16 protein-coding genes and 3 tRNA genes are annotated in these 15,857 nt (G+C 56.0%); 18 read left to right on the forward strand and 1 reads right to left on the reverse strand.

Features of this window, described 5'->3' with window-relative positions; genetic code table 11:
- Positions 1 to 17: 17 nt before the first annotated feature.
- Entirely contained in the window at positions 18 to 800 is a 783-nt protein-coding gene (locus AB5Y84_RS08900; protein WP_005335753.1) for a LuxR family transcriptional regulator, read from the forward strand.
- Positions 801 to 1,007: 207 nt separating this feature from the next.
- Entirely contained in the window at positions 1,008 to 1,616 is a 609-nt protein-coding gene (lysE, locus tag AB5Y84_RS08905) for an L-lysine exporter (protein WP_368176799.1), read from the forward strand.
- An 81-nt stretch (positions 1,617 to 1,697) separates the two neighbouring features.
- On the opposite strand, the gene AB5Y84_RS08910 is transcribed toward lysE, so the two are convergent.
- A complete protein-coding gene (locus AB5Y84_RS08910) occupies positions 1,698 to 3,707 on the reverse strand; it encodes a methyl-accepting chemotaxis protein (RefSeq protein ID WP_368176797.1) in 2,010 nt (669 codons plus the stop codon).
- Positions 3,708 to 3,967: 260 nt separating this feature from the next.
- Between AB5Y84_RS08910 and ruvA the strand changes: the two genes are divergently transcribed.
- The 16 genes from ruvA to AB5Y84_RS08990 all read left to right on the forward strand — a co-directional run bounded on the left by ruvA (position 3,968) and on the right by AB5Y84_RS08990 (position 15,855).
- Complete coding sequence (gene ruvA / locus AB5Y84_RS08915; RefSeq protein ID WP_005335746.1) at positions 3,968 to 4,582, forward strand: Holliday junction branch migration protein RuvA; 615 nt, start codon at positions 3,968 to 3,970, stop codon at positions 4,580 to 4,582.
- Positions 4,583 to 4,590: 8 nt separating this feature from the next.
- The gene (gene ruvB, locus AB5Y84_RS08920; protein WP_005335744.1) at positions 4,591 to 5,601 is read left to right on the forward strand and encodes a Holliday junction branch migration DNA helicase RuvB; all 1,011 of its coding nucleotides are present in this window, start codon (positions 4,591 to 4,593) and stop codon (positions 5,599 to 5,601) included.
- 934 nt (positions 5,602 to 6,535) lie between these two features.
- Entirely contained in the window at positions 6,536 to 8,092 is a 1,557-nt protein-coding gene (locus tag AB5Y84_RS08925) for a cytochrome ubiquinol oxidase subunit I (RefSeq protein ID WP_064339410.1), read from the forward strand.
- Between the two features lie 11 nt (positions 8,093 to 8,103).
- A complete protein-coding gene (cydB, locus tag AB5Y84_RS08930; RefSeq protein ID WP_005335741.1) occupies positions 8,104 to 9,240 on the forward strand; it encodes a cytochrome d ubiquinol oxidase subunit II in 1,137 nt (378 codons plus the stop codon).
- A gap of 14 nt (positions 9,241 to 9,254) precedes the next feature.
- On the forward strand, positions 9,255 to 9,371 hold the full coding sequence (gene cydX / locus AB5Y84_RS08935) for a cytochrome bd-I oxidase subunit CydX (RefSeq protein ID WP_005304933.1): 117 nt from the start codon (positions 9,255 to 9,257) through the stop codon (positions 9,369 to 9,371).
- Positions 9,358 to 9,669, forward strand: a complete 312-nt coding sequence (locus AB5Y84_RS08940; protein ID WP_041202810.1) for a cyd operon YbgE family protein — start codon at positions 9,358 to 9,360, stop codon at positions 9,667 to 9,669. The genes cydX and AB5Y84_RS08940 overlap by 14 nt, the downstream gene beginning before the upstream one ends.
- A gap of 105 nt (positions 9,670 to 9,774) precedes the next feature.
- On the forward strand, positions 9,775 to 10,182 hold the full coding sequence (gene ybgC, locus AB5Y84_RS08945; RefSeq protein ID WP_005335737.1) for a tol-pal system-associated acyl-CoA thioesterase: 408 nt from the start codon (positions 9,775 to 9,777) through the stop codon (positions 10,180 to 10,182).
- Positions 10,172 to 10,861: a protein TolQ gene (gene tolQ / locus AB5Y84_RS08950; RefSeq protein ID WP_005335735.1), complete on the forward strand. Its 690-nt coding sequence runs from the start codon at positions 10,172 to 10,174 to the stop codon at positions 10,859 to 10,861. Before ybgC ends, tolQ begins: the two co-directional genes overlap by 11 nt.
- On the forward strand, positions 10,861 to 11,307 hold the full coding sequence (gene tolR, locus AB5Y84_RS08955; protein WP_005335733.1) for a protein TolR: 447 nt from the start codon (positions 10,861 to 10,863) through the stop codon (positions 11,305 to 11,307). Before tolQ ends, tolR begins: the two co-directional genes overlap by 1 nt.
- Positions 11,308 to 11,312: 5 nt before the next feature.
- Positions 11,313 to 12,446 carry a cell envelope integrity protein TolA gene (gene tolA, locus AB5Y84_RS08960; protein ID WP_013723471.1) on the forward strand — a complete coding sequence of 378 codons (1,134 nt, stop codon included), beginning with the start codon at positions 11,313 to 11,315 and terminating at the stop codon, positions 12,444 to 12,446.
- A gap of 95 nt (positions 12,447 to 12,541) precedes the next feature.
- Positions 12,542 to 13,867 (forward strand): Tol-Pal system beta propeller repeat protein TolB, encoded by a 1,326-nt coding sequence (tolB, locus tag AB5Y84_RS08965; RefSeq protein ID WP_005335728.1) that lies wholly within the window; start codon positions 12,542 to 12,544, stop codon positions 13,865 to 13,867.
- A gap of 49 nt (positions 13,868 to 13,916) precedes the next feature.
- Entirely contained in the window at positions 13,917 to 14,441 is a 525-nt protein-coding gene (pal, locus tag AB5Y84_RS08970; protein ID WP_005304908.1) for a peptidoglycan-associated lipoprotein Pal, read from the forward strand.
- A gap of 158 nt (positions 14,442 to 14,599) precedes the next feature.
- The gene (gene ybgF / locus AB5Y84_RS08975) at positions 14,600 to 15,400 is read left to right on the forward strand and encodes a tol-pal system protein YbgF (RefSeq protein WP_064339412.1); all 801 of its coding nucleotides are present in this window, start codon (positions 14,600 to 14,602) and stop codon (positions 15,398 to 15,400) included.
- 174 nt (positions 15,401 to 15,574) lie between these two features.
- Positions 15,575 to 15,650 (forward strand) — tRNA-Lys (locus AB5Y84_RS08980).
- Between the two features lie 31 nt (positions 15,651 to 15,681).
- Positions 15,682 to 15,757: transfer RNA gene (locus AB5Y84_RS08985), tRNA-Val, on the forward strand.
- 22 nt (positions 15,758 to 15,779) lie between these two features.
- Positions 15,780 to 15,855 (forward strand) — tRNA-Lys (locus tag AB5Y84_RS08990).
- Positions 15,856 to 15,857: the final 2 nt, after the last annotated feature.

Genomic DNA, 15,857 nt, shown 5'->3' on the forward strand with positions numbered 1-15,857 from the left:
GCCAAGGGGGCTTTCATATGAACAGAGACCAACTGCTTGAGTACCTCGAACATTTCACTTCGGTGACGGACGGCAATCGTCTGGCCGAACTGATCGGTCGCTTTACGCTCGGGATGGGCTATGACTACTATCGCTTCGCCCTGATCCTGCCGATGTCGATGCAAAGGCCCAAGGTGGTGCTGTTCAACCAGTGCCCCGATTCCTGGGTGCAGGCCTATACCGAAAACAACATGCTGGCGTGCGATCCGGTGATCCGGCTGGCACGCAAGCAGACGCTGCCCATTTACTGGAACCGCCTCGATGAGCGGGCCAGTTTTCTGCAGGAGGGAACCATGGACGTGATGGGGTTGGCAGCCGAGTTCGGGTTGCGTAACGGCATCTCCTTCCCTCTGCACGGTGCTGCCGGGGAGAACGGTATTCTCTCCTTTATCACGTCCGAGCGGGCCTCGAGCGACCTGCTGCTGGAGTCCTCGCCGATCCTCTCCTGGATGTCCAATTACATCTTCGAGGCGGCCATTCGGGTGGTGCGTTTCAGCATGATGGACAGTGCGGGGAAAGACCCCTTGACCGAGCGCGAGACCGAGTGCCTGTTCTGGGCCAGCGAAGGGAAGACCTCTAGCGAGATCGCCTGCATCCTCGGGATCACGGAGCGCACGGTCAATTACCATCTCAATCAGGTCACCCGCAAAACCGGCTCCATGAACCGCTATCAGGCCATTGCCAAAGGGGTTAGTACGGGGCTGTTGCTGCCCAATCTGGAGCAAGTTGTGGTTACCAACTTCCCCAGATTGCTGCAGTAGGCTGAGCCCACAGGCGCAACAGATTCTCCTGCCGCACTCTGAGGGTCACAATTGTCAGATCCGGTAATTGACAAGGGCTGGAACAGCGGCTGGGTATGCCGGTTTTTATTAGCAAAATGAATCAATAAGTAAATCAATGAATTTCTAAGAAGGAACTACCATCGCTATAGTGCCGCTGATTCATCATTTCGAACGGTGCTCTCCATGATGCTCGCAACGATATTGCAAGGCTTCACCATCGGTCTGGCCATGATCATCCCCATCGGCGCCCAGAATGCCTTTGTGCTGAGCCGGGGCATCCATCGCAATCACCATCTGCTGACGGCTACGCTCTGCAGTTTCTGCGATCTTACCCTGATTGCTATCGGCGTATTTGGCGGGGCCAATGTGCTGGCCACCGGCCCCCTCGGCATGGCGCTGCTCACCTGGGGGGGCGTGCTGTTTCTCGGCTGGTTTGGTGGCCGTTCCCTGCTCAGTGCCTGGCGTGGTAAAGGGGAGGGACTTGCCGATTCTGCTCAGCAAATGGGCGCCAAAAGCGTGCTGGCGATGACGCTGGGAGTTACGCTGCTCAATCCTCACGTCTATCTCGATACTCTGATGCTGCTCGGCTCCCTTGGCAGTCAGGTGAGCGAGTCCCTGCGTCCGGCCTTTGCTGCGGGGGCCATGCTGGCCTCGTTGGTGTGGTTCTATTCGCTGGCGCTGGGTGCTGCGGCACTGGCGCCCTGGTTGGCCCGCAGCCGGGTGCAGCAGGGGATCGATCTGCTGGTTGGCATCATCATGTTGAGCCTGGCTGTTCAACTGGCCATAGGACGTTGAGGAAGTTAAGGCGGCAGGAATGAGCGACCGGTAACAAAAAGATGCCACTCACATGAGTGGCATCTTTGCTATTGAAAGGGGTCAGACCCTGAACTGGGAGAGTAGGCGCTGCTGCAGCAGGCTGGCCTGATGGAGTGAGGAGGCGAGTTGCAGACACTCCTGTGCCTCCTGTTCGCCGGTTCTGGCTTGCAGACTGATGCCGGAGACCTTGTCAGAGGAGTGGCTCAGGGTGTGTGACAGTTGCCCTGTGGCTACGGCCACCTGCTGCACCATGTCGGCCAGCTGGTCGATGGCGCCTTCCACCTTGAACAGGATCTGCTTGGTGTTCTCGGAGTCCTGCATGCCGGACTCTACCGTCTTGAGGTTGCGCTGCATCATCAGATAGGCGGTCTCGGTCTGCTGCTGGATGCTGCTGATCACCTGGCTAATTTCGGCGCTTGATGTCGCCGTGCGATTGGCCAGGGTGCGCACCTCGTCCGCGACCACCGCAAAGCCACGCCCCATCTCCCCCGCGCGGGCCGCTTCGATGGCCGCATTGAGGGCAAGCAGGTTGGTCTGCTCCGAGATGCCGCTGATGGTGGAGATGATCTGGCCAATCTGACCCGCCTGCTCCTTGAGGGAGTTGATGGCGATGGCACACTCGCTCACCTCCTGTACCACCCGTTGCATGCCCGCGCTGGCGGAGGCGACATACTGGCTGCTCTCGGTGGTCAGCTGGCGCACCTCGTTGGCATTGTGGGCCGCCATGCTGCAGTTGTCCGAGATACCGGTGGCGACTTGCACCATCTGCTCACTGTCGTGGTGCAGGGCCAGCGCATGTTCGGCGGTCTGGCGGCTGCTTTGGCTGATTGCCTCCACCCGGTTGACCGAGGTGTGAACGTGTTCGCTGATGTGCTGGTTGTTGTCCATGGTGGAGCTGATCATCTTCTGCAGTTTCTCTATGAAACGATCCACGCTGTTTGCCAGCGAGCCTATCTCGTCATCCCGTTGCAGGTTGATGCGGGCGTTGAGGTCTCCCTCGCCGGCGGCGATGTCCTGCATTCGTTTGTCCACTTGCAGCAGCGGGGTCACCAGCTTGCGGGTCAGCCAGAAGCCGCAGAGGGTGACCATGATCAGGCTCAGCAACAGGCCACCCAGCAGCAGGGTTCGGGTCTGGCTGATGATGCCGTTGAGCTGGGCCACCTGATCCTCGACGGTGGCATCGCCGCTCTCCTCGATGGCAACCAGCTGTTGTCGCAGCTCATCGGCACTGACCTCATAGACGGACTGCTGGGCCTGATAGCTGCCGAGCGCATCGACCCACTGTCCCATCAGTTGCTGATGCCGGGCCAACAGGGCGCGATACTCTGCTGACAGTGTTTTGCCGGCAAATTCGCCGGTTCCCTCGATATCGAACAGCCCGGTGCCGAGCATGCTGTCGATCGCTTCGTGGTAGAAATCGGTCGCCTCTTTCAGCTCGACCTTGATCGCCTCTGTGACTCCTTGTCTGCGCATCTTCTCCAGCGCATAGAGTTGGCGCAAAAAGCCGATGTTGGATTCCATCCCCCCGTCGGCCGCCTCCCAACGGGTGGAGAGGCCGCTGTTCCAGCTGATGGTCTGGTCGGGGGATTGGGTCAGCGCCTCGACCGCGCCATCGCCGATCACCTCCAGCTGGGTCGAGAGGCGGGCCATCAGGTCGGCGTTGTGATGCAGGGCCTGATCGATCTCGGTATAGGCGTGATAGAGCGCCAGCAGCTTCTCTTGTTGCTGTTGATAGTCCTGCTTGTGCTGTTCCATGGTGGCAAGGGCCGCACCATCAATGAGCTGCCCCTGGCTGACCCGGGCCAGCGCGTCATCGGTCGCCGCCTTGGCAGCATCGAGTTCGGCGCGATTGAGCGGGGTTCCGTTTTGCATCTTCTGAATCTGTAGCTGTTGGTTGCCCAGCTCTATGGAGCCCTCCATGGCACCGTCGGCGGTCTGCCAGGCGGCGCCCAGGACATAGGAGAGCAGATTGGCTAGCCGCTGGCTGCCATACCAGCCAACGACCCCCATGCCCAGCGTACAGCCGAGCAATATGGCAAGACCCAGATTGGAGGTGGTAACAATTTTCATGTGATGGCCTTCCTTGGTATCGACATTGGCACCAGTTTCGGTTCCGAACGGGTTTAGTGTAGTGGTTTATCCCCCGCTCGGGGGCCGGTGCGGCGCTGAAACATCCCGTGCACTGGCTGCACCCGATCAAGCATGGTGGAAAATTGGATAAAAAGCCTCTCTGACCACAAGGGTGTTGCTGCCCTATGCTGGATACTTATCCAGTTATTCTTTATGCTATGAGCCAATTTACGAATAGTTGTATTGGTGAGGAGAGAGCCGTGATTGGTCGCTTGAGAGGCATTGTCATTGAAAAGCAGCCCCCCGAGGTCCTGCTGGAAGTGGGCGGGGTTGGCTATGAGGTGCAGATGCCGATGAGCTGCTTCTATGATTTGCCGGAGATCGGCAAGGAAGCGACCATCCATACTCACTTCGTGGTGCGGGAAGATGCCCAGCTGCTCTATGGTTTTAACCACAAACAGGAGCGGGCGCTGTTCCGCGAGCTGATCAAGACCAACGGAGTCGGCCCCAAGCTGGCGCTGGCTATTCTCTCCGGCATGACAGCTACCCAGTTTGTGCTGAGTGTCGAACGTGAAGAGATAAGCTCTTTGGTCAAACTGCCGGGAGTCGGCAAGAAGACCGCCGAGCGGCTGGTGGTGGAGATGAAGGATCGCCTCAAGGGGTGGGTCAGTCACGACCTCTTCTCCCCGGCCATGGTCACCTTGCCAGCCAGTGAGCCCGAATTGCGGGCACCTGATGTGACCGAAGAGGCGGCCAGTGCGCTGGTGGCCCTAGGTTACAAGCCGCAGCAGGCGAGTCAGATTGTCAGCAAGATCGCCAAAGAGGGGATGTCGGTGGAAGATATCATCCGTGAATCCCTGCGTAGCCTGGTATGAGGTAGTTGATGATTGAAGCAGACCGCCTCATTTCGGCCAGTGCCGCCCGTGAGGATGACATTATTGACCGGGCTATCCGCCCCAAGAAGCTGGCTGATTACACCGGTCAGGATACCGTCTGCGAGCAGATGGAGATCTTTATCGAAGCGGCCCGTCAGCGGGGTGAAGCGCTCGATCACCTGCTGATCTTCGGCCCGCCGGGTCTGGGCAAGACTACCCTCGCCAACATCGTCGCCAACGAGATGGGGGTCAATATCAAGACCACCTCCGGCCCGGTACTGGAGAAAGCAGGGGATCTGGCGGCGCTGCTCACCAACCTTGAACCGAACGATGTGCTGTTCATCGACGAGATCCATCGCCTCAGCCCTGTGGTGGAGGAGGTGCTCTATCCGGCGATGGAGGATTACCAGCTCGACATCATGATCGGGGAGGGACCCGCAGCTCGCTCCATCAAGCTGGATCTGCCTCCCTTCACCCTGATTGGCGCCACCACTCGGGCTGGTTCACTCACCAGCCCGCTGCGGGATCGCTTCGGTATCGTCCAGCGGCTGGAGTTCTACAACGTCAAGGACCTGACCGATATCGTCTCCCGCAGTGCCCGTTGTCTGGGGCTAGACATGACGGAAGATGGAGCCATTGAGGTCGCCCGTCGCTCTCGCGGCACGCCGCGGATTGCTAACCGTTTGTTAAGGCGGGTGCGCGACTTTGCCCAGGTGAAATCCGATGGCCGGATCGACGGCCCCATTGCCGCCCGCGCCATGGACATGCTGGATGTCGATAACGAAGGTTTTGACTTCATGGACCGCAAGTTATTGTTGGCTGTGATAGACAAGTTTATGGGGGGCCCGGTGGGTCTCGATAATCTGGCCGCCGCGATCGGGGAAGAGAAAGATACTATCGAAGATGTGCTGGAGCCTTATCTGATCCAGCAAGGGTATCTGCAACGTACACCCAGAGGACGGATTGCGACCACACGAGCCTACGCTCATTTCGGTCTTCAGCGACCAGATGAGAAGTAAAAACAGTCGTTTGAACATGAAACCGCCGTCAAAGGCGGTTTTTTATTATCCGGGCAAAAAAAAGCCCACGGCGGATGCGGTGGGCAAAGACAATTCAGGATGGATGTTCACAGACAGTGAGTGCGTCTGGACACAGACCGGAAAATAAACAGGTGAGCCGTCGCGAGCTCTCAGAGTCGGTTCAGTTGATAGAGCTGAACAAAGGAAAGCTTGTAGTAACGGATGGTTTTAGCAACAAACTTTTTCATCTTCGATTCCAATAGACAGGTTCAAATTGAACGTCGAATACGTACCGTGAACCCGGATTAACCGGCCTGTATCCAAGGGTATGCCCTCACTGCGAGGCGCATTGTAGGAGTTCGAATCGACCCCGGCAAACAAGAAAAATTGCACTCTTCAAATTAGTTTATCTAATGTCTTTATTGATGAAATTGGTTCGCATGAGTATGCATTCTTTGCAATTTTAAATTGAGTTTTCGAATCAGATTGCCTGACTCGGATAACATGGAAAAAGGCGCGTCATTCACGCTTTTCAAATTAAACCGAGCGGCGGGATGTTAAATTCTTAAATTGATTTAAATCAATGTTTTACGCTTTATCGTGTTTTGTGATCTGGCTCGCGTCAATAATCGTGAAATAGATTAAAAATGCCTTTCAAAGCCATGTATGGCGGGTCCTTTTACATTGATTTCAATCAAATAAAGGTGATATAAAAACCCGGTCATCATGGGCGAGAATAAATTTAGGCTGATTGTTTTGGAATTGTTAAACATTAGCTTTATTTGTGTTCTCGTATTGCCTTGTTGTTAATGCCAGTGGTTACTGAACGCGTTTTGTTGTGACACGTCCCAATAAGGCTCATTCGCTAACCTCCAACGGAAGCTTTGTGCTTAAAACTTAAAATAGCCGTGCCAATAATCGGTGAGGAAACATCATGATTGCTGAGCATGTGGTAGACCTATCGCGGTTCCAGTTCGCTGCGACGGCCCTTTATCACTTTTTGTTTGTACCCCTGACGCTGGGAATGGCCTTTCTCCTGGCGATCATGGAATCCGTCTATGTGATGACCAACAACACCATCTACCGGGACATGACCAAATTCTGGGGTAAGTTGTTTGGTATCAACTTTGCCTTGGGGGTCACCACAGGTCTGGCCATGGAGTTCCAGTTCGGGACGAACTGGGCTTACTACTCCCATTATGTCGGCGATATCTTCGGGGCCCCGCTGGCTATCGAAGGGCTGATGGCCTTCTTCCTGGAGTCCACCTTCGTCGGTATGTTCTTCTTTGGTTGGGATCGTCTGAGCAAGCATCAGCATCTGGCTGCCACCTGGTTGATGGCGCTGGGTACCAACCTCTCCGCCCTCTGGATCCTGGTCGCCAACGGCTGGATGCAGAACCCGGTCGGTGCCGAGTTCAACTTCGAATCCATGCGGATGGAGATGATGAGCTTCGCTGACGTGGTGCTCAACCCGGTTGCTCAGGTCAAGTTCGTCCACACGGTGGCGGCTGGTTATACCTGTGGCGCCATGTTTGTGCTGGGTATCTCCTCCTACTACCTGCTGAAGAATCGTGATGTGGCGTTTGCCCGTCGCTCCTTCGCCATTGCCGCTGCGTTCGGTATGGCTTCCATCGTGTCCGTGCTGATCCTCGGTGACGAATCCGGTTACGAGACCGGTGAAGTGCAGAAGGTGAAACTGGCCGCTATCGAAGCTGAGTGGGAGACTGAACCTGCTCCGGCCGCCTTTACCCTGTTCGGTATTCCGAATCAGGAAGAGATGCGCACCGACTACGCCATCAAGATCCCCTATGCGCTGGGCATTATCGCGACCCGTTCTCTGGACGGTCAGGTAACCGGTCTGAAGGATCTGAAGAGCGAGCACGAACTGCGCGTTCGTAACGGTATGACCGCTTACGACCTGCTGACCAAGCTGCAATCCGGTGACAAGTCTGACGAGACCCGCGCTCGCTTCGACGAAGTGAAGCAGGATCTGGGCTACGGTCTGCTGCTCAAGCGCTACACCAGCAACGTGACCGATGCTACCGACGAGCAGATCAAGGCCGCAGTGGATGACTCCATCCCGCAGGTTCTGCCGCTGTTCTTCGCCTTCCGCATCATGGTTGCCGTCGGCATGCTGATGCTGGTGCTGATTGGTATGGCCTTCTATGACAGTGCCCGCCACCAGATCGGCAAACGCAAGTGGCTGCTCAAGGGTCTGCTGTGGGGTATCCCGCTGCCGTGGATCGCTATCGAAGCAGGCTGGTTTGTGGCTGAATATGGTCGCCAACCGTGGACCATTGCAGAGGTGTTGCCGACTTCCCTCTCTGCATCCAACCTGCCTGCAGCCGAGATCTGGTTCTCTCTGATCGGTATCTGCCTGTTCTATACCGTACTTCTGGTTATCGAGATGTACCTGATGTTCAAGTATGCCCGTCTTGGCCCCAGCAGCCTGAAGACTGGCAAGTATCACTTTGAACAGCTCAAGGCATAAGGAGAGCGACCATGTTTGATTACGAAACTCTGCGTGTCATCTGGTGGGCTCTGGTCGGCGTACTGCTGATCGGTTTTGCCATCACTGACGGCTTTGACATGGGGGTAGGCGCACTGCTCCCGTTCGTTGGCAAGAAAGATGTCGAGCGCCGCGTGATGCTCAACACCATGGGGCCGCACTGGGAAGGTAACCAGGTTTGGCTGGTTACTGCCGGTGGTGCCTTGTTCGCCGCCTGGCCGATGGTGTATGCCGCGACCTTCTCCGGCTTCTACATCGCCATGATCCTGACCTTGATGGCGCTGTTCCTGCGTCCGGTTGGTTTCAAGTACCGCTCCCTGCGTGCTGATGCAAAATGGCGCAGCAACTGGGACTGGGCCTTGTTCGCCGGCAGCGCCGTGCCGCCCATCGTCTTTGGTGTGGCCTTTGGCAACCTGCTGCAAGGTGTTCCGTTCGAGTTTAACCAGTTCATGATGTTGACCTATCACGGCAACTTCTTTGGTCTGCTTAACCCGTTCGGCATTCTGGCTGGCCTGGTGAGCCTGTTCATGCTGCTCACCCAGGGCGCAACCTGGTTGATGATGAAGACCGACGGTGAAGTGCTGGCACGTTCCCGCACTGCCGCCATGATCTGCTCACTGCTGACTCTGGTGCTGTTTGCTGCCGCGGGTTGGTGGGTAAGCGGTATGGAAGGGTATGTCATCGTCAAGGCTGCCGCGACTGACGCGGTATCCAACCCGATGAACAAGGAAGTTGTCCTGCAGGCTGGTGCCTGGATGAACAACTACACCCTCTATCCGTGGATGGTGGCTGCTCCTGTACTGGGTCTGGCCATGAGCCTGCTGACTGCGCTGTTTGCCCGCATGAACATCGGCTGGCTGGCGTTTACCAGCTCCTCGCTGGCGATTGCCGGGGTCATCCTCACTGCCGGTTTCTCCATGTTCCCGTTCGTGATGCCCTCAAGCCTTGAGCCGTCACTGAGCCTGACCATGTGGGATGCTACCGCCTCTTTCAACACCTTGCAGGTGATGACTGTGGCTGCAGCGATCTTCGTACCGATTGTGCTGGGTTACACCATCTGGACTTACATCAAGATGTTTGGCCGGGTAACCAACAAGCACATCGAAGATAACCAACAATCTCTCTATTAAGAGGTGCGCTGACAATGTGGTATTTCACCTGGATCCTGGGACTGTTGCTGGCCTGTGCATTTGGCATCATCAATGCGCTGTGGCTGGAACACACCGAGAACATGGATCGTCAGATCGATGAAAACAAGTGATCGACTCGCCAGGCTGGCCGCTCCACTGGAGCGGCAGCCGTGGCAGGGGTTGATGTTACTCGCGGCGGCCTTGTTGGCCGTCGCTATTTTACAGGCCCCCAATCTGATCGCGGCCAACACCAGCGAGCATGGTCTCTGGCTTGCTCCCTGGCTGATGTGGGCCGTCTGTTGTGGCGTGCTTAACGGGCTTGGCTTTCATCTTAAAAGCCTGCCCGGACGTGTGCTGTTCAACCCCTGGCTCGCCTGGCCCAGTTTGTTGTATGGCCTCTGGCTGACACATTCATATTTCCTTTCATAAAAAACGGGGGGAGGCAGGATTTCCCTGTCTCCCCCTGCTTCTTTCCTATTCAGCCCTGCGCTATGATAGCCCCCCATCTGACTGTCGAATGGATCACAGATTGTTATGGGGGAAGTCTTTGAGTTTCCGGTGCGTGTCTACTACGAAGACACCGACGCCGGGGGCATCGTCTACAACGCCAATTATCTCAAGTTTATGGAACGTGCTCGCACCGAGTTTCTTCGTGCCAAAGGGGTCGAACAGGACGTCTGGCTGCAGGAGGGATATGCCTTCGTGGTGAGCCGAACTGAGATCGATTTCCGCTCGGCGGCCCGTTTTAATGAACTATTGAATGTATTAACGCAAGTGATTGAAGTGAAACGCGCATCCCTGCGCTTTTCGCAGCAGATCCTGGCGGCTGATGGACGACTGATCACCCAGGCCATGGTACAGATAGCCTGTGTAAGTCATCCGCAAATGAAACCTGTAGCTATACCTGAAAAAATCAAGGGAGTGCTGTTAAGTGCACGCTGAAATTTCGTTTATTGGCCTGTTTTGGCAAGCCAGCCTGTTGGTAAAACTGGTCATGATGACCCTGATGAGCATGTCTATTGTCTCGTGGGCGCTGATTATCCAGCGTTCAAAGGCGATCAAGGCGGCCAATCTCGCATCGGAACAGTTTGAAGATCGCTTCTGGTCAGGGGTCGATCTCAATCGCCTCTATCAGGAGTCCTCTTCCCGCCGTGATGATATCGAAGGCATGGAAGATATCTTCTACTCCGGCTTCAAGGAGTATGCCCGCTTGCTCAAGGCAGGTGCCCGTGGTCAGGATGCGGTGATGGATGGTACCTACCGCGCCATGCGCGTCTCCCTCTCCCGCGCGGTGGATGATCTGGAATCCAACCTGCCGGTGCTGGCGACCATCGGCTCCATCAGCCCCTATATCGGTCTGTTCGGTACCGTATGGGGGATCATGAACGCCTTTATCGCCCTGGGTCAGGTGCAGCAGGCCACCCTGCAAATGGTGGCACCGGGTATCGCGGAAGCGCTGATCGCTACCGCCATGGGTCTGTTTGCCGCTATCCCGGCGGTTATCTTCTACAACCGCTTCTCCAACAAGGTCGAGCGGCTGGAGAACGCCTACGCCAACTTCATGGACGAGTTCACCACCATTCTGAACCGTCAAATTGCACAGCAGCAGGGTGATCAGTAATGCAAACCTATCAGCGGATCCGGCGCAAAAAGGTGGCCGAGATCAACGTGGTTCCCTATATCGACGTCATGCTGGTGCTGCTTATCATCTTTATGGCGGTCACGCCGGTGATCACGCAAGGGGTCAAGGTGGATCTGCCACAGGCTGAGTCCGAGCAGTTGCCGGAAGATGCCAAGCCGCCCTTCATCGTCAGCGTCAATACCGAAGGCGAGTATGTCATCAAGGCTGGCGAAGCCGATGACGAGCCGGTGCCAAGCGGCACGCCAGAGGCGATGCAGCAATACATCACCGAAAAAGCCATGGGCTATCTGGCGATCAACCAGAATGCCCCCGTGGTGGTCGCGGGTGACAAGGCCGTGCGCTACGAAGAGGTGATCCTGTTGATGGTGGCCCTCAAGAATGCGGGTGTGCCTCAGGTTGGCCTGATGACAGATCCGGTGAACTAACGGAGATGGATGTGAAGCGTGGTATTTCCGGTTATCTCATCGCGTCGTTTCTGCTGCACCTGATCATCGGCATCATCCTGTTTGTCGGGCTCGATTTCAGCAAACCGAAACGACCCGAATCGAAGGGGCAGATCGTCAATGCCGTCATGCTCGATGAGAACTTCCTCAACGAACAGGCCAAGCAGATCCAGCAGCAGAAATCTCAGCCCAAGCCTCAAAAGGTAGAGAAAGAGAAGGATAAGGAAGACACGGATCTCGCCAAGCGCGAGCTGGCTCAGAAACAGGAGCAGCTTCGCATCGCCGAGACCAAGCGCAAGCAGGCCGAAGAGGCGACTCGCAAGGCCGAGGCCGAGAAGCAGAAGAAGGTGGCCGAGCAGAAGCAGGCGGAAGAGAAGGCCCAAAAAGCCGAGGAAGCCCGCAAGCTGGAAGAGCAGAAGGCCAAGAAGGCCGAAGCCGAGCGTAAAGCGGCGGAAGCCGAGAGCAAGGCGTTGGCGTTGAAGAAGAAAAAGGAACAAGAGAAGAAAGAGGCCGAAGAGAAAGCCAAGGCGGCAGAAGCCAAGGCCAAGAAAGCGGAAGCTGACAAGAAGGCCAAAGCCGAAGCCGAGAAGAAAGCCAAGGCAGAAGCAGAGAAAAAAGCCAAAGCCGAGGCCGAGAAGAAGGCCAAGGAAGAGGCTGAGAAAAAGGCAAAAGCTGACGCAGAGAAGAAAGCCAAGGCAGAGGCCGAAAAGCAGGCCAAGATCGCGGCTGAGCGCAAGCGTAAAGCAGCCGAGCAGGCCAAGCTGCAAAAAGAGATGGAAGAGATGATGCAGCAGCAGCTGTCGGCTGAGGCCAATGCTCGCAGTCAGGCTGCATCGGCAGCAGCCCAGGGCGAAGTCGACAAATATGCGGCGCTCATCAAGGCCACTGTTGAGCGGTATATGATTTTGGATCCCACCATGCGGGGCAAAACATGTACTATCGGCGTACGTCTTGCGAGCAGTGGCTTTGTCATATCGGTAGATAACGGCCAGGGTGACCCGGCGGTTTGTCGTTCCGGTAAGGCGGCTGTTCTGAAAGCCAATCAACTGCCTGTGCCCAAGGATCCTGCGGCATTCGAGATGTTGAAGGAATTTAACCTGAAGTTAGAACCGAGTATCTAAGCGTGATAAAACGAGGTTGCTTGCCTCCGGTTGGCAACCTCTCGCCGAGAAAGGAATTTAACCTCTCATCTATATTGGAACCGAGTATTTAAGCCATGATCAGAAAAGTATTTTTTGCTTTGGTTGGCTGTTTGTTGCTGGGCCAGAGTGCCCAGGCGGCCCTGGACATCGTCATCACCGGCGGTATTGATAGCGCACGCCCCATCGCTGTCGCCCCCTTCAAGTGGGAAGGTAACGGGCAGTTGCCGCAGGACATCGCGGAAGTGGTCTCCAACGACCTGATGCGCAGCGGCAAGTTCAAGCCGCTGGCCCGTGGCCAGATGCCGCAGACCCCGAGCAGCAGCAGCGAGATCAACTTCGCTCCCTGGGCCTCCCAAGGGGTTGAAGCCGTGGTGGTGGGTTCCATTTCGGCAGTCGGTGACGGCACCTACAAGGTCAACTTCGAGCTGGTCGATGTGCTGAAAGGCCAGCTGGCCAAGGCACAAGGTGGCGAGAGCAACGGTTACATCCTGGATAGCCGTATGGCGACCATCCCGGGTGCCCAGATGCGCCAGTTTGCCCACCGTATCTCCGACATCGTCTATGAGCGTCTGACTGGCGAGCGCGGTGCCTTCCTGACCCGTCTGGCTTACGTCTCCGTACAGCAGGGTACCCAGTTCCCGTACCAGCTGCGTATTTCTGACTACGACGGTTACAACGAGAAGACCCTGCTGCGCTCCCGCGAGCCCTTGATGTCTCCGGCCTGGTCGCCGGATGGCAGCAAGCTGGCTTACGTGAGCTTCGAGAACCAGAAGTCCGAAATCTACGTGCAGGATATCTACACTCAGCAGCGCAGCCTGATCACCAGTTTCCGCGGTATCAACGGGGCGCCGGAGTGGTCTCCGGATGGTCGTCGTCTGGCTATCGTTCTCTCCAAAGATGGTTCACCGAACCTCTATGTGGTTGATGTCGCTAGCAAGCAGCTGACCCGCGTCACAACCAGCCGTGTGATCGACACCGAACCCTCCTGGATGCCGGATGGGCAAAATTTGTTGTTCACCTCTGAACGTGGTGGCAAACCCCAGATTTATAGCGTAAATTTGGCGACTGGTATGACTCGCCGGATGACTTGGGAAGGTGAATCCAACCAGGGTGCATCCATCACTCCTGATGGCAAAATCATGGTGATGGTGACCCGTGTTCAGGGACAGTATCGTATTGCCCGTCAGGACATGGAAAACAATGCCCTGTTGGTCCTTACCCAGAGTGCTCTGGATGAGTCGCCAAGTGTGGCTCCCAATGGCAGCATGATCATTTATGCCACCATCTATCAGGGTCGTAAGAGTCTCGCGTTGGTGTCGACTGATGGTCGCTTCAAGGCTGTGCTTCCGACCAGTAGCGGTGAAATTCGTGCACCAGCTTGGTCGCCCTTCTTGAATTGATAAAAATCCAATTGTTTTTTGTTTTGTTATAAAGGTTTAAGGAAATAGCATGCAACTCAATAAACTGCTCAAGGGTTTGGCCATCGCACTGCCACTGTTCACCCTGGCCGCTTGTAGTTCTTCTTCTGATTCCGACGCCGCTGGCGCTGAATCAGGTATGACCGACGGCATGGGCGGTGTACAAACCGGCGGCGCCAACGGCATGTTGTCCCCGGAAGAGCAGATGCGTCAGAAGTTCGAAGCACTGCAACGTGACAACGTGATCTACTTCCCGTTCGACGGTTACGATATCCAGGGTCAGTACGCTGATCTGCTGGATGCCCACGCCAGCTACCTGCGCGAGCGCCCGAGCGTGAAAGTCCTGATCGAAGGTCACGCCGATGAGCGCGGTACTCCGGAGTACAACATCGCCCTGGGCGAGCGTCGTGCCAAGGCTGTTGCCAAGTATCTGCAAACCCTGGGTGTGCAGGCCGAGCAGCTCTCCATCGTCAGCTATGGCGAAGAGAAGCCGCTGGACATGTCCCACACCGAGGATGCCTTTGCCAAAAACCGCCGCGCGGTTCTGGTTTACTAAGGTTTAAACCGAACGAAGTTCGTTTATATGCAAGCGGCCATTTCGATGGCCGTTTTATTTGCACTAAACGCCAAGGTTTGATCCGAATGAAATCTGCATATGCGAGCGACGATGGCGCTGGCCGTTTTATCTGTACTAAACGCTAAGGTTTGATCCGAATGAAATCTGTGTACAAGCAAGCTGTCGTTGCGCTGGCCGTAATGGTTGCTCTGAATGCGCAAGCTGCGGCACCGGTCAGCGATCTGGGCGGTGACTCAAGTGGTGGGGTTGTCCTTAGCGGCAACAACGGCGCCATCGTGCCCACCGGTAGCCTGGAAGATCGGGTTGCCCTGCTGGAGCGCACCCTCAATGCCCGTCTGCGGCTGCAAGCTGAATTGCAGCAACAGGTCGACTCCCTGCAAGGGGAAGTATCCGAGCTGCGTGGCCAGCTGGAGCAGCAGACCTACCAGATGGAACAGTCGCAAGAGCGCCAGCGTCAGCTCTACCAGGAGCTCGACAAGGTTGCCAGCAGCCAGCAAGCTGCCCCGGCCGCCCCGGCCCCTGCAGCTGCCACACCGGCTGCTGCCGCCAATTACTCAACCAATCAGGATGAGAACCAGGCCTACGACGCAGCGGTCAACATGGTGCTCAAAGAGAAGAACTACGACAAAGCCATTCCGGCTTTCCAGGGCTTCATCAAGCAGTACCCCAATTCGGGCTATGTTCCCAATGCACACTACTGGCTCGGCCAGCTGCTGTTCAACAAGGGTGACAGAGCCGGAGCCTCGGCCCAGTTTTCGACCGTGGCCAACAAATACAGCAAATCCCCCAAGCGAGCCGATGCGCTGCTGAAGCTGGGTATGCTGGCGCAACTGGATGGCAAGAAGGCGGAAGCCAAATCCTTCTATGAGCAGGTGATCAAGGGCTATCCCAACACCTCGCCAGCCCAGTTGGCCAAACAGAGTCTGGCCAAGCTGTAACATTGCTGTATGTCACTGTTTTCGTAACGCTACTGTAAAAACAGCCTGCATTTGTACGCACAGTGAGCAAACGGATTTAAATTACGAATTTTCTGTTGCACCGGAAATTTAAATCCGTAATATAGGCCGCCGTCAGAGCCGAAGCAGTAATGCAGTCGGAACTGGTCGTGGTGAGGGTCGTTAGCTCAGTCGGTAGAGCAGTTGACTTTTAATCAATTGGTCGCTGGTTCGAATCCAGCACGACCCACCATTTTCTCCACTCGGTGGAGACAGAATTCCCAGGTCGTTTAGCTCAGCTGGGAGAGCACCTCCCTTACAAGGAGGGGGTCACTGGTTCGATCCCAGTAACGACCACCAGTTTGAAAAAAATGATTTAGATGGGTCGTTAGCTCAGTCGGTAGAGCAGTTGACTTTTAATCAATTGGTCGCTGGTTCGAATCCAGCACGACCCACCATC

Origin of the sequence: Aeromonas sp. s11, assembly GCF_040907945.1 — a bacterium.
GTDB lineage: Bacteria > Pseudomonadota > Gammaproteobacteria > Enterobacterales > Aeromonadaceae > Aeromonas > Aeromonas veronii.